We start from the raw sequence: 14591 nt of genomic DNA, 5'->3' as shown, positions 1-14591 counted from the left end.
TTAGTAAAAATCTGATCTTCCGTGGTGATAAAAAGCAAATAAAGCCCGATAAACTACTAAGGATCGTATCTTTACTAACTAAACCTACTCTATTTGATTAAATTGCTACCTTGTTAGTAAAAACCTGATCTACTCCTAGCAAAACCTCTCTATTAAGTTAATTTATTGTTTTTATTTTGTAATTTAAACGCCTTTTTTTAGTGAGCAAAATTAAACAATCCTTATAAACCAATTTTTTACTAACCAATCAGATCCAACCAGTTTATTTTAAAAATAATATTGCTTTAGCTCAGCGTTGATAAGGCATATACTGGAAAAATTGTTTTTAAATTTTAATACTTTGAGTGACATGTCTGCTAACTTATCAAAAAATGATTTAATGGCTATTTTTGAAGAAATTAAAAATGAGCAGGCTACCCAGTTTCCTCTTTCTGAGCGATTCATAAAAAAATTGTTTAAACCCGCGGTGTTAGCAAAAGGTAAGTCGTATTATAAAAACGGCCAAATAAGTTGGTTAGAACATAATGCTGATTTTTCTGTTGTTGATTCTACTGTGCAAGGCGATAAGGGCATTGCGTTTAACCAACGAATTGAGATCAGTAAATTACCAACTGGCTATTCAGTCGACACTCACTGTACTTGTAATGTTAAAACTAAATGCCGCCATTTGGCTGCAATTTTGTTAAAACTTAAAATTGAACACTCAGGTGAATACGGCGAAGACTATTTTATTAATGACTGGTTTAGCGAACTCAGCTCGCTTAAAAACACCGATCAAGCTCATCCATCACAAGTGTTACTGTTTGTATTAGATATTGAAAACGATAAAGTATTTTTAACGCCTAAAATTGCCAACTACGATAAAAATAATAATTATGCATTAGGTCGCAATTTAACTGAGCAACAGCTTAATAGTTTTGTAACCCCTAGCGACCTGCTAGAAAGTGATTTTAGATTATACAGCTGGATCCGCTCGCAAAATGCGGTCGGTAATATTGAACTCAAAGGTCAATGGGGCTTTAACGCGCTGCAGCAGTTACTAGCTACAGAACGATTATTTTTACAGCGTTCCCGAGTACCTATAAAAGCGCAACCTGGCTTACCCCTAAATTTTGTTTGGGAAAAACAAAAAGAAGTCACCCAGTTAAAAATTCATCTTGATCAAATTCCTAATTGGGCGTTAATTAAAACTACGCCGCCCATCTACTTAGATTTAGATAAATACAAGCTAGGCCGCATTCGCACGCCGCTCAGTGCTGACGAAATTGCTCATTTACAAACAATACCTGCACTACACGATACAAACTTTGATCGAATTTATAAGCAGCTTGCTGATAATTTTGGTGCCGGTGTTATTCCCCATCCTACTAATGCACTAAGCATGCCTGTTAAGTCGTTGAGTAATGCCGTACTTAAAGTTAGCATGTCGGGCTCAGTAATGGCTATTTCGTTATCGTTTAAGTATAAAAATAAAAACTACTTAGCAGGTACAGCGCCTGAAAAACTAATAAATAGTGCATTTGAAAACACCGTTACCAACGAGCTGGTCAACTTAGGCTTTGATTTTTGTAAAGGGGGTTTACACAGCGAGTTTATTTTTAGTCAGGAATCGGCTATTCACTTACACTGGTTAGCGCATGAGGTGTTACCAAGCTTTAAGCAACGTGGCTGGCAAGTATCAATGAGCAAAATAAATATTGCCGATACTAAAAACCAAATTTCCTTGCATGTAAACAGAGCTGCTGGGCATCAAATGCATTGCAAAGTTGTGCTTAACGATACCAAAGTGGCCACTTTATTTAATGTAAATAATAAACTGTTTGAATCGTTAAATCGTCAAAGCGAATTGTTTTATTACTACCCCGTTGGCCGTCAATTTGGAGTTATAGATAAGGCTGCGTTTAATTTATTAATTGAGTTTAAATTGCGATTTGAGTTTATTAAAACGCGCGACGAATTTAATATTCCACTTTCATACTTACCTGAGTTAGTTAAGCACACAGCCATTAATGTTGAGCTACATGATCCTTCATTAGAGCGCTACCTTGATGAGCTAAGCAATGACGCATTGTTATCGCCCAATATCGCCATTCATGGCTTACACGATTCTGTGGTGCTTAGAGAATACCAGCAAGAAGGCGTAGCTTGGCTTAACTTTTTAAAGCGTAATCAGCTAGGTGGTATTTTAGCCGACGATATGGGCTTGGGTAAAACTTTGCAGGTGATTGCTTATTTAGCCAGTTCTTATAATACTCCGCAGGCTGGCCCTACGCTTATTGTTTGCCCAACAAGCTTAGTGAGTAATTGGCAAAACGAAATTACCAAGTTTGCTAAAAACTTAAAAGTGACCACTATTTTTGGTGCACACCGTAATGATGCGTTGAAACACTTGGCACAAGCACAGTGTATATTAACAACCTATCCGTTATTAAAACGCGACATTGCTTATTATTCGCCACTGTATTTTGAAAACATTATTCTTGATGAAGCGCAGTATATTAAAAATGATACGGCACAGGTATCGCGGTTAGTTAAACGTTTGAATGCCGATTTTAAGCTTTGCTTAAGCGGTACCCCAATTGAGAACAATTTATTTGAATTAAAGTCGTTACTCGATTTTGCTATGCCTTCGCTACTAGGTTCCCAGGCACACTTTAAACAGCACTTTCAAGGTCCTATTGAGCGCGAAAGTAACATTGAGCGTGCAGAGCAGTTAAAAGCGCTAATTATGCCGTTTATTTTGCGCCGGACTAAAGCCCAAGTGGCTCAAGAACTGCCGCAAAAAACGGAGCTTGTTAAAGAGTTTGAGTTTGAGCCTAAACAAAAAGACATGTACCAAGGCATAACACATGCGCTTGAAGAAAAACTCATTGATTTATTTGCCGAGCAAGGCGTGCAAAAAAGTAAACTCGCCTTTCTAGAGGCACTATTAAAACTTCGCCAAATATGTTGTCATCCTAAACTTATTGAGCCAGAAACCGACGCTGCTAGTGCTAAGTTAGAATGGTTATCAAGCCATTTACCTTTAATGCTCAGCCTTGGCCGTAAGGTGATTATATTCAGCCAGTTTACCTCTGCTCTTGATTTAATTGCCGAGCGTTTGAATACACTTAACATTAAATTTAGCATGTTAACTGGGCAAACGCGCCATCGCGATAAAGTGATAGACGAATTCACCAGTGGCACTACTTCGGTATTTTTAATTAGCTTAAAAGCAGGTGGCACAGGGCTTAATTTAACCCAAGCCGATACCGTTATTCATTTTGATCCTTGGTGGAATCCAGCTGTTGAAAAGCAAGCGACCGATCGTGCTTATCGTATTGGTCAAACTAATCCGGTATTTGTGTATAAATTGATTATGGCTAACTCTATTGAACAAAAGGTGTTTCAAATGCAGCAAGATAAACAAGCGCTTGTAGATGCATTATTTACCGAAAAATCAATGAGTTTTACCCAGTTTGATGAACAACAAATGTTGTCTTTAATTAAAAGTTAAAAATTAACAATAATTTTTTGAACTTATTTGAATGGTGGGCGTCTATTAATACAGCTTGGTTAAATTGCAGTTTCTCCAAGTTTTCATGTTGATATCCCATATAGTAGTTACTAGACATAGTAATGATTAAGCCAGCCAGTTCAGCGCTGGCTTTTTTTTTGCCTGAATATTTTAAACAATTTTATTTAAAATATTTTTGAACTAATCAATAATAGCTGGGTCTATTAATATGCTTGTAGTTGATATGTTGTTATACAAGTTTCATGTTGATTTCCCTGTTTGATTACTAATTTACTAATTTAGTAATATTGAGCCAGCTTTATTAGCTGGCTTTTTTTATGCTCTAAATTCAACTTTTTTAAAAATTATTTTGAACTAATTTAATCAGGACGCGTCTACTATTATGCTTGTAGTGATGTGTTGTTATACAAGTTTCATGTTGATTTCCCTGTTTGATTACTGATTAAGTAATATTGAGCCAGCTTTAATAGCTGGCTTTTTTTATGCGCTTAATTTAGTGCGTTACCCCTACTGCTAAAGAGCGTTATTCGTTATGATGGCATGTCACTAAATTTTAAAAGTTTATTTTATGTTTACTTCGTTTTTATCCCATTTAGATTGGTTAAGTGTAAGTGCTGGCGCTATAACAGGCATGGCTATTTGTGGTGTTGTATCAATGCAATTAAGCAAAAAAATAAAGCGCCAAGTAAATGAGCAACAACAACAGTTAATGTTATTACAAAGCCAGCATGAGCAAACACAAAGCCAATATGCCGCGTTGGTTGAAGAGCACGATTTATTAGGACTTACACATCAAGAGCAGCGGGATCAGTCTCAGCATTTTAAAACCCGTTTAACTGAGCAAGAAAAGCAAAGCCAACTTTATAATCAATATTGGCGTAAAGCCGAAGCTGAGCTAACCGTTCTGCGAGAGCAATACAACCTGCGCGATGTAGAGCTTAATAATATACGCACTACCCTTGAGCAAAAGCAGCAGCATTTTAGTGAACAACTCGCCCATATAGAGCAAAGTAAAGAAACGCTTAAAAAAGAATTTGAAAATTTAGCTAACCAAATATTAGAAGAAAAGTCGCAAAAATTTAAAACCCTCAATCAAGAAAGCATAGAGCAGTTACTTAAGCCGGTTCAAGGTGAGCTAAAAGGCTTTAGAGATAAAATGGAGTCTATTCACGTTGAAGACTTACAGCAACGTGCAGCACTTAAAACCGAGCTATTACATTTACAAGCCAAAAGCCAAGCAATTACCGATCAGGCCGATAAGCTAAGCAATGCCTTACAAGGGCAAAAGAAAACCCAAGGTAATTGGGGCGAACTCATGCTCGAAAATGTGCTTGACAGCGCAGGCCTACGCGCTGGTACCGATTACAAGCGAGAAGTGTCGTTTAATACCGAAGACGGCCGTTTGCGCCCTGATGTAGTGGTGTATTTACCTCAAGGCCGCCACTTAGTGATTGATGCTAAAACATCGCTAAACGCATACACACGCTACGTTAATGCCGATAATGAACTAGAAGCTCAACAAGCAATTAAAGAGCATGTTGAGGCCGTAAAAGCGCGTATTAATGAGCTTGCTAGTAAATCATATGACCGCTTACCAGGGCTTAACTCCCCTGAGGTAGTGATCATGTTTGTACCGATAGAATCCGCGTTTGTAGAAGCCCTTAAATACCAAAGCGACATTTACCAACAAGCCATTGAAAAAAACATTCTGGTTGCTACCCCCACTACCCTGCTAACCAGTTTAAATATTGTTAAACAGTTATGGCGCTTTGAAGAGCAAACTAAATATTCAAAAGAGCTGGCTAATCGTGCTGAGCGTTTTTATAGCAAGCTCAATGGGTTTTTAACCAGTATGGAAGGCGTGGGTAAACAGCTCGATAAAGCCAAAGAAAGCTACGATAAAGCGTTTTCACAGTTATATCGCGGTAAAGGTAACTTAATTAAACAAGCTTCTGAGTTTAAAGAATTAGGGGTGTCGGTACAAAAAGAATTGCCTAAAGAAAGCGTTGAACGAGCGCAATTAGAGTTAGATGAATAATTTTGCTAAACGTTATTGTGTCATCATATAGACGTGCAGTTTAAAGTAACAAGAAGGATAATTTATAGCGATGAAAGGTTTTATAAATAAAGGAGTCGCTAAGCTAAAATCAACATCAGATCAACTGTTTGATGAATTTAATAAAGGGTATGTCTTAGCAAGAGAAAAAATCGATGGCTTGCCGATCTTTACGTCGTTTGAGCGCTTTGGTACGCAAACCCCTACGTCATTCGATGAAAAGCATTACTTTGTTATTCCTTTTGCACTATCTGAACATCAATTCGCTTTACATACCATGCGCTATTTACCAAAAGGTGTACCAGAGATTAATAACTTGCCCAAGCGGCGTATTTTTCATTTTCCTAATGAGCACGCTGAAGCAGGTCTTCGCCACTATATGCTAAACAGTGCCGATGAAATTATGCGTGAGCAAGCTGTTGGTCAAACTAACTCATTACAGTCGCTTGCCAACGATATTGATGCTTTAGATCAAAAACTCACCTACGGAATGCTTTTAGTTGGCGGCTTAGCAGCTATTGCAAACCCATTGTTAGGAGCTGGCATTGCAGCTAAAGCTATGTTGCCAAGCATCACCGGCCTACTGAATAAGTATGATGTTCGTGCTTCTGCCGATAAACTGTCTCAGTATCAACTTGAAAAAGAAATAAAAGCAGCTCAAAACAATATAATTACAGAGTTTGAGGCCGCAAACACGCTGCAGTTGATCAACCCTATTCTACAAGAATTAGAGTTAACTCTTAGAACGACTGAAGCTGAGCATGATCCTTTAAGCTGTTTTAATTTAGCTGATGGATCATTATCAGAACTTAACGATGACAAATGGCGTGAGTTAACAGAAGTTGCTGTCTGTCATGTTTATAAAGATGTTTACGATGAACCCTCATTACATAAACAAGCAAATTTGGATGCAAAAGACTTAAGATGGTTAAAGTTAATGTTCGATGCAGTCAAGGAAAACACGTTATGAACATTGGGATTTATATTTACGATGATGCCGAAGTACTGGATTTTTCAGGCCCATTTGAAGTGTTTAGCACGGCAAAGCGCTTAGCAGATAATAACTGGCAGGTATTTTTTGTAGCAGAACATGCAGCGCCAGTAATTGCCCGCGCAGGGTTTAGTGTAAACCCCCATTACAGTTTTGCCGATCATCCGGTTATTGATTTGCTTATTGTGGTTGGTGGTGTTCATACTGGTGAGCTAAGTAAGTCGCAAGTAATTAGCTGGGTAAAAAAAGCGGCTGATTCTGCAAATCACGTTGCTTCGGTGTGTACAGGGGCTTTTTTATTAGCCAAAGCGGGTTTGCTCGATGGCTTAACGGTGACTACGCATCGGGAAGATCAAGCCGATCTTGCTGCTATGTTCCCAAGCCTAAACGTAGTTGCAAATAAGCGTTGGGTGTCACAAGGTAAATTTACTACCTCTGGTGGTATTTCTGCGGGAGTTGATATGAGTTTGGCATTAGTTGCGCAGTTAATAAGCCCATCACACGCTGAGCATACAGCAAAGCAAATGGAATACCGATGGCATAAAAATGGTTAACTCCCTGGTAACTGTTGCTGAATAAAATTATGTATGTAATCACGTAAACAAACCGCTTTTTTACTAAGTAAACGACCGCTTGGCCAAATAGCAAAGATTTCGCGATTATGGCTTTGCCAGTTTGGTAATGCCCTTACAAACTCTCCTGTTGCCAACTCGTTTATAATTTCAAATCTAGGTAATAAGCCTACTCCTTGATGATCAGCCACTTGGTATTTAACAAAGCCAGTATCGTTATAAATACTGCTAAATCGACACATGTGTGTATAGCTTGCGCGTGAAGTAATGTGAGTGAGTGGCCATTTATTTCTTAGTGTCGTGCCAATTAAGCGGTGTTGTTTAAGGTCGCTTGGTTCTGTGAGCACTGGTGCATTGGTTAAATAAATTGGGGTAGCCACCAAAATCGAATCTGCTTGTCCGAGTTTTTTTTGTTGCAAAAGTGAATCCGCTTGTGGGCCGATTCTTAATGCTAAGTCGGCTTGGCTTTTAATTATGTCTTCAAGTTGATTGCTTAAAACAAGTTCCAATTGGATATCAGGATACTCTTTAGTAAACGACAACCACATTGACTTTAAAAAGCCATGGCAAATATTAAGCGGCGCAAGCACTTTAAGTTTGCCGCTTAATTGCTCTTTTTGTTGATTGAGGTGATGACTGGTTTGTTCAAACTGCTCAACTAAACTTGCGTAGCTTTGGTAATAAACCTCTCCCTGTTGGGTTAGTGTAAATTGGCGCGCAGAGCGGTGCAGCAGCTTTTGGCCCAGTCGAGACTCTAGGCGTTGTAATCGCCTTGTAACGGTTGCCGCAGGGAGCGATAAATACTCGCCTGCTTGAGACAGGCCCCCTTGTTGAACTATGTGCACAAACAACACTATATCGTCTAACATGATTCCACTTTTGCAATTTAAGTTTGATTAAATCTTTGTATTTAACGTTTTTGCAAGTATATATCATAGTGCTTAAGTTTTCAGCAAAGGGTGACATTATGTTTTCAACAATTGATTGGTTGGCGGTCATAATTATTGGTATAGGTGCTACGGCATTACTTGATGTATGGGCGCTACTACTTAGTAAGTTTGGTATTAACTCTTTAAACTTTTGTATAGTGGGTCGCTGGCTATGTTTAATGCGCTACGGCAAGTGGAAACACCTTGCTATTAGTAAAACCGCTGCACAACCTAATGAATGCGCAATTGGTTGGTTTAGTCATTACTTCATAGGGGTTATTTTTGCATTGGTATTTATACTATTGTTGCCAAATCATTGGTTAACAGCGCCAAGCTTAATGCCTGCTCTATTTTTTGGCGTGCTAACGGTTGTTATACCTTTTTTTTTGATGCAACCAGCTCTCGGGCTAGGTATTGCTGCGGCTAAAACATCAAAGCCAATCACAGCTAGAATTAAAAGCATTTTATCGCACGCAGTGTTTGGTGTGGGTTTATACCTAAGCGCATTAGCGCTGTCACTCTTTTGAGAGGTTATTATGCAAGCAGAATATTGGTTAAAGCGCTGGCAAAATAATGATGTTGGCTTTCATGGCGATAATGTAAACCCGAGTTTAGATCGTTATTTTACTAACTTAAATTTACCGCTAGATAGTCGTGTGTTTGTACCTTTGTGTGGCAAAACAGTTGATATACACTACTTGCTCAATAAGGGCATGCAAGTTGTGGGTGTAGAACTTAGTGAGCTTGCTGTTCAACAACTGTTTGATGAATTAGCACTTACGCCAAAAATAACGACACATGGTCTACTTACTGCGTATCAGGCTCTGGGGATCTGTATTTGGGCCGGTGATGTGTTTGCTTTAACGGTTGAGCATTTAGGTCATGTTGATGCAATATATGATCGCGGTGCCTTAGTCGCGCTACCCTACACTATTCGCAGTCAATATGCCCAACACTTGATTAGCCTAAGTGATGCTGCACCGCAATTATTGATCACCTGTATTTACGACCAATCTCAACGTAGTGGCACGCCATACAGTGTGCCTGCGGCAGAGGTACAGAGTATTTATGCAAAGCAGTACAGCTTAAAAATGCTCAGCTGCGAAAAATTAAACCAAGGTATTAAAGGTGTTACCCCTGCCAGTATTGTGGTTTGGTTGATGACTGCTAGAGCTTCTTAGAATTTGCACTTTAGCTGTGCATTTTTGTGGCTAGTTAATTGTGATTTGAGCATGCATTATAATAACCACATCGAACAATTAAGGGTTAAGTATGCCGCAACCAGCAAATGTTTTCTTTTTATCTCATGGCGGCGGTCCATTACCGCTGCTAGGAGAGCCAAGCCATAAAGATATGGTGGAATGTTTACAAACCGTTGCTGCTAAAATCAAAAAGCCTAGCGCTATTTTAATGATCAGCGCACATTGGGAATCAACCCCTATTGCAATCACAGCCTCAGCAACACCTAAATTAATTTACGATTACTACGGTTTTCCTAAGCAGGCGTATCAATTAACTTACCCTTGTGCTGGCCAGCCGCAACTTGCTAATTTAGTACAACAAGCGCTCACAACACACAATATTGACTCAAAACTCGATCTACAGCGTGGCTACGATCACGGTATGTTTGTACCGTTAAAAATTATGTATCCAGAGGCCGATATTCCCTGTGTGCAAATATCCTTGCACCCAAGCCTTGATCCGCTGTTGCATGTTGAAATTGGTAAAGCGTTGCAAAGTATTGATTACGATAACTTATTAATTATAGGCTCAGGCTTTACCTTCCATAATATGCGCGCTTTTGGTGTTACTCAATCAAACGATGTTAACCAGCAAAATCAGGCATTTGAAAATTGGTTGGTAAGCACAATCGCAGATCAAACATTAACCGAGCAACAGCGTGAACATCAATTATTAGCATGGCAGCAAGCTCCAGCTGCACGCTTTAATCACCCTAGAGAAGAGCACTTGTTACCGCTACATGTATGCTATGGCGCTGCTATGTGTGCAAGCACTGAGGTATTTGAATTAAATATTGCCAATAAACGAGCCAGTATGTATTTGTGGCAATAATAAAAAACACGCCAGACTTTGCTAGGCGTGTTTTTTGGTTCTACTGTATTTATTACAGTGGTTAAGCGTAAGTAATTACCATTTCATTTCGCCTTTATGAACTTTAGCGCCAATGCTAAGAGCCATAGGTAATACAGCCTCTGGGTATGAGTTGGTCATTTTATCTATCAGCAGCTTACTGCTATCACTACTTTGCTTAGCGTGTGCAAAATCCTTTAAATACTGGATTGAAAAATCAATATTTGCAGCATCTAATTGGGTGCCTGCTTTCATATGCCCAGGGATCACCACGTCAGGGTTGAGTGCTTTCATTTCATTAAGTTGCTTTGCCCATGCATTTTGCTCTGCCTGAGTTTGTGCATCGGCCATCCATAAATGAACATTAGCGTATACAGCCACATTTCCTAAAATAGCTTTATTATCAGGGATCCATAAATATGGGCGATGATTATGCTCACCCTCTGTACCACGAATTTCAATGGTATGGCCTTCTATTTTTAAGCTATTACCATTAAATATCTTAGGTACGACGGGGTTTTTAGGGGCGTTTTCCCCCATTTTTGGCGTCCAGAAAGCAAGTTTACCTTTAAGCTTTGCTGCTATTTTTTGGTGCACTGCCGGTGTGGTTATAATCTTTGCGTCAGGAAAAAACTGCTGTAACACTTCAGCGCCAAAGTAGTAATCAGGATCGGCTTGGCTAATAAAAATAGTTTTTAGTTGTTTACCAGAGTCAATTACTTTGGCGGCAATGCGCAGTGCATCTGCTTTGGTAAATCCGGTATCAATTAAAATTGCATCGGTACGGCCATACACCAGCGTGGCATTAACATGAAAGCTATTGCTGTCAGCGTTATACACATCAAGGGTTAGTGGGGTTTCGTCTGCAATAGCGATATTGCTGGCTAATAGTGTGCTTAGTAAAAGAGTGCGTAGGTTCATAGTATTCTCATCATTGGTTGCTAATGCGAGCATAATAAAGGTTTGATATGTTCAGAAAAACAACCAATAATTAGCATCATTGTTTCATAAATCGTGCAAATACTATGGATAAACTCACCGCAGCGCAGGTTTTTGTGGATGTTGCCTACTCAGGCAGTTTTACTGCTACTGCCGATCGGCTTGAAATGTCACGCCCTATGGTTACTCGTCATATTGAGTCGGCAGAGGCCTGGTTAAATACGCGCTTATTGCATCGCACTACCCGTAAAGTAACGCTTACCACCGCCGGCGAGGCCTGTTTACCCGAAATAGAGCAATGGTTAGCACAGGCTAACCGTTTAGTTGAACAAACTAAAAGCCAGCAACAGTTGTCAGGTAAAATACGAGTAGCGACCAGTATGTCGTTAGGTTTTGCACAATTAGCCCCTATATTTACACGTTTTATGAAACGTCACCCTAACGTGCAAATAGACATAGATCTTGAAGACTCAACCACAGATCTAATAGAGCAACGTGTTGATTTGGCAATACGTATTGCAGCCAATCCTGATCCTTCGTTAATAGGTAAACCTATTGCCGAGTGTGAATCTATATTAGTGGCCTCAGCCGACTACCTTGCTGATTATCCGCCAATAACGACACCACAACAGTTAAGCGCTCATCAGTGTTTAGGCTATAAAAACTTCGACCGATATATTTGGCATTTACACAACGGGGATGAGTTTCAATCTGTTGATGTTAAATGCAATTTAAGTGCAAACGAGGCCACCACATTACTTCATGCAGCCATAGCCGGTGGTGGTATTTCAGTACAGCCTACGTATTTGGCAAATCAATATATACTTGATGGTCGCTTGCAGCGTGTATTAGCGCCATGGACATTAAACCAAATGAAAATATATGTGCTTTACCCTTCTCGTCAGCATTTATCGGCAACAGTAAGAGCACTAATCGACACGCTCAGTGATGAATTTAAAAATCCAGCATGGTAATTAATTATAAAAGTTTGGGTTTAAACCATAGCTTTGTGCGTTAAGCATGCTGATATTGTGTAGGTTATTTTGTTACAGTAAATGTAATAAGCGCCTTAATCTATAAAGGTCAGCAGACCCAAGGAACAATAACAATGAATCTGATCAAAATATCGGGCTTGGCACTGGCCATTGTTGCGGGCTTAGGCTTGCAAGCATGTTCAAGTACCAGCATAACAACCAACAATAATGCAGCGATGAGCACCGTGAATAATCCATTAAGCCTAGCGCAAATTTATAAAGATAAAGAATTTAAAACCCAGCGAAGCACTTACTTTAAATGGCTAGACGATGGTACCGGCTACACCGTACTTGAAGAGCGCGAAAGCGAAAAAGAAAAAGCAGACGATAGCAACGCCGATGACGACAAAGAGCACGGCGTAAAAGGCAACGACATTGTATTTTACAATGCTGACGGCACGGGCCGTAAAGTATTGGTTGAGTTTGAAAAGCTGTTGCCAGAGGGCGCAGACGAGTCATTTGCAATCGAAAGCTATCAGTGGTCAAAAGACGGTAAATGGCTGATGGTATTTACCAACAGCGAGCAAGTTTGGCGTTCGCGCAGCAGAGGCGATTTTTGGTTACTTAACCTTGAGACTAACCAATTACAGCAACTTGGTGGTAAAGACGTTGAGCCAACTAAATTAATGTTTGCTAAGTTCTCGCCAGATAGCTCAAAAGTGGCTTACGTACGCGACAACAATATTTATATGCAAGCGGTTGGTAGTAACGATGTAACTGCGCTCACAACCGATGGCAGTGCCACCATTGTTAACGGTAATTTTGATTGGGTATACGAAGAAGAGTTTACTATTGCCGATGGTTTTCGTTGGAGCCCCGACAACAAATCAATCGCCTATTGGCAGCTTGATACCAGTGACGTTAAATTTTTCACTATGATCAACAACACTGACGAACTGTACCCTACCCTTAAAGAATTCCCTTATCCTAAAGCGGGTGAAACCAACTCTGCCGTGCGTGTTGGTGTGGTAAGCCTTGCTGATAAACAAACCCGTTGGGCTGAGCTTGAAGGCGATAACCGCGACCGTTATATTCCGCGTATTAGCTGGGCAGGCACCGGTAATGAATTAATGATTCAAGACTTAAACCGCCCACAAAGCCATAACAAAGTGTGGTTGTTTGATTGGCAAAAGCAGCAACTGACTAAAATTTTAGAAGACAAAGACGATGCGTTTATAGAATGGTTTTATAAAGCCAACTGGTCAAAAGACGGTGAGTTTTTTATTTGGCATAGCGAACGCGACGGCTGGCGTCATCTTTATCGTGTATCGCGCGATGGCAAAACTATTATCGACCTAACCCCAGGCGATTACGACATTATTGATATGCTGAGCATCAATGAAGACAAAAACGTAATGTATTTTATTGCCTCGCCAAACGATCCTGGTCAGCGTTATTTATACAGCACACCGCTTGATGGCAGCAGCAAACCGGTACGGGTAACGCCTGCTGAGTTTGAAGGTTCAAACAGCTACTACATGTCAAAAGATGCCTCATGGGCTATGCACACTTACTCAAAATTTGGTACGCCACCGACTAAAGAGATCATTAAAGTGGCAGATCATAGTAATGTAAAAACCTTAGTTGAAAATACAAAGCTTAAACAAAAACTGGCTGAGCAAAGCTTACCAAAGCATGAGTTTTTTAAAGTAAATGCGCAAGATGGCACCGAGCTTGACGGCTACATTATGTTCCCAGAAAACATGGATAAAAGTAAAAAATACCCAATTGTGTTTTACGTATACGGCGAACCATGGGGCTCTACCGTGCAAGACCGATGGGAAGGCAACAGTTACCTGTATAAATCACTGCTAACGCAAAAAGGTTTTATTGTGGCATCGGTTGATAATCGTGGTACACGTGCACCAAAAGGCCGAGATTGGCGCAAATCGATTTATAAAAAAATTGGCTCAATTACCGTGCAAGACCAAGTAGACGCGCTTGATGCTATGGCTAAACGTTGGGATGTAATAGACACTGACCGCGTTGGCGTGTGGGGACACTCAGGGGGCGGTAGTTCAACCCTTAACTTACTGTTCCGCCACGGTGATAAATTTAAAGTAGGCATTGCCTCAGCACCGGTGCCAGATATACGTTTATACGACACCATTTACCAAGAGCGTTATGCAGGCAACCCAAACACCGATCCTGCGAGTTACGATAACACCTCGCCGATTACCTTTGCTAAAAACCTAACCGGTAAGCTGTTGCTTATTCACGGCACAGGCGATGATAACGTGCATTATCAAGGCTCAGAGCGTTTAATTGACGAGCTTGTAAAGCATAACAAGCAGTTTGAGTTTTTCTCATACCCTAACCGCTCACATAGCCTACGTGAAGGCAAAGGCACCACTTTGCATTACCATACTATGATGGCTGGCTTTTTTGAAAAGCACTTACTAACCAAGCAATCGCTTTAAAAAGTAAAATACTAAAGCCGCACACTAATTATTAGTGTGCGG

At 40.0% G+C, this 14591-nt stretch carries 11 protein-coding genes; 9 read left to right on the top strand and 2 right to left on the bottom strand.

The window, feature by feature from the left end; translation table 11 throughout:
- Window positions 1–349 precede the first annotated feature (349 nt).
- The 4 genes from FLM47_RS17140 (at window position 350) to FLM47_RS17125 (ending at window position 7118) form a co-directional block, all read left to right on the top strand.
- The gene (locus FLM47_RS17140) at window positions 350–3496 is read left to right on the top strand and encodes a DEAD/DEAH box helicase (RefSeq protein WP_178957083.1); all 3147 of its coding nucleotides are present in this window, start codon (window positions 350–352) and stop codon (window positions 3494–3496) included.
- Window positions 3497–4085: 589 nt separating this feature from the next.
- The gene (gene rmuC, locus FLM47_RS17135) at window positions 4086–5555 is read left to right on the top strand and encodes a DNA recombination protein RmuC (protein WP_178957082.1); all 1470 of its coding nucleotides are present in this window, start codon (window positions 4086–4088) and stop codon (window positions 5553–5555) included.
- Window positions 5556–5625: 70 nt separating this feature from the next.
- A complete protein-coding gene (locus FLM47_RS18920; protein ID WP_256729749.1) occupies window positions 5626–6543 on the top strand; it encodes a hypothetical protein in 918 nt (305 codons plus the stop codon).
- Window positions 6540–7118 carry a DJ-1/PfpI family protein gene (locus FLM47_RS17125; RefSeq protein ID WP_178957081.1) on the top strand — a complete coding sequence of 193 codons (579 nt, stop codon included), beginning with the start codon at window positions 6540–6542 and terminating at the stop codon, window positions 7116–7118. Before FLM47_RS18920 ends, FLM47_RS17125 begins: the two co-directional genes overlap by 4 nt.
- Here FLM47_RS17125 and FLM47_RS17120 read toward each other — a convergent pair.
- On the bottom strand, window positions 7115–8005 hold the full coding sequence (locus FLM47_RS17120) for a LysR family transcriptional regulator (protein ID WP_178957080.1): 891 nt from the start codon (window positions 8003–8005) through the stop codon (window positions 7115–7117). The two genes, FLM47_RS17125 and FLM47_RS17120, sit on opposite strands and share 4 nt — an antisense overlap.
- A gap of 98 nt (window positions 8006–8103) precedes the next feature.
- Between FLM47_RS17120 and FLM47_RS17115 the strand changes: the two genes are divergently transcribed.
- From FLM47_RS17115 to FLM47_RS17105, 3 genes are all read left to right on the top strand, one after another.
- Window positions 8104–8592, top strand: a complete 489-nt coding sequence (locus tag FLM47_RS17115; RefSeq protein WP_138740720.1) for a DUF2938 domain-containing protein — start codon at window positions 8104–8106, stop codon at window positions 8590–8592.
- Between the two features lie 9 nt (window positions 8593–8601).
- Complete coding sequence (gene tmpT / locus FLM47_RS17110; RefSeq protein WP_178957079.1) at window positions 8602–9246, top strand: thiopurine S-methyltransferase; 645 nt, start codon at window positions 8602–8604, stop codon at window positions 9244–9246.
- Between the two features lie 91 nt (window positions 9247–9337).
- Window positions 9338–10138 (top strand): class III extradiol ring-cleavage dioxygenase, encoded by an 801-nt coding sequence (locus FLM47_RS17105; protein WP_178957078.1) that lies wholly within the window; start codon window positions 9338–9340, stop codon window positions 10136–10138.
- Window positions 10139–10213: 75 nt separating this feature from the next.
- Here the strand turns inward: FLM47_RS17105 and FLM47_RS17100 are convergent, their stop codons facing one another.
- Window positions 10214–11077, bottom strand: a complete 864-nt coding sequence (locus FLM47_RS17100) for an MBL fold metallo-hydrolase (protein ID WP_178957077.1) — start codon at window positions 11075–11077, stop codon at window positions 10214–10216.
- A 104-nt stretch (window positions 11078–11181) separates the two neighbouring features.
- Between FLM47_RS17100 and FLM47_RS17095 the strand changes: the two genes are divergently transcribed.
- Together FLM47_RS17095 and FLM47_RS17090 are read left to right on the top strand one after the other, a co-directional pair.
- On the top strand, window positions 11182–12069 hold the full coding sequence (locus tag FLM47_RS17095) for a LysR family transcriptional regulator (protein ID WP_178957076.1): 888 nt from the start codon (window positions 11182–11184) through the stop codon (window positions 12067–12069).
- 134 nt (window positions 12070–12203) lie between these two features.
- Window positions 12204–14549 (top strand): S9 family peptidase, encoded by a 2346-nt coding sequence (locus FLM47_RS17090; RefSeq protein WP_178957075.1) that lies wholly within the window; start codon window positions 12204–12206, stop codon window positions 14547–14549.
- Window positions 14550–14591: the final 42 nt, after the last annotated feature.

Source organism: Pseudoalteromonas sp. Scap06 (genome assembly GCF_013394165.1).
GTDB lineage: Bacteria > Pseudomonadota > Gammaproteobacteria > Enterobacterales > Alteromonadaceae > Pseudoalteromonas.
This window is presented reverse-complemented; position numbering and strand designations above follow the sequence as displayed.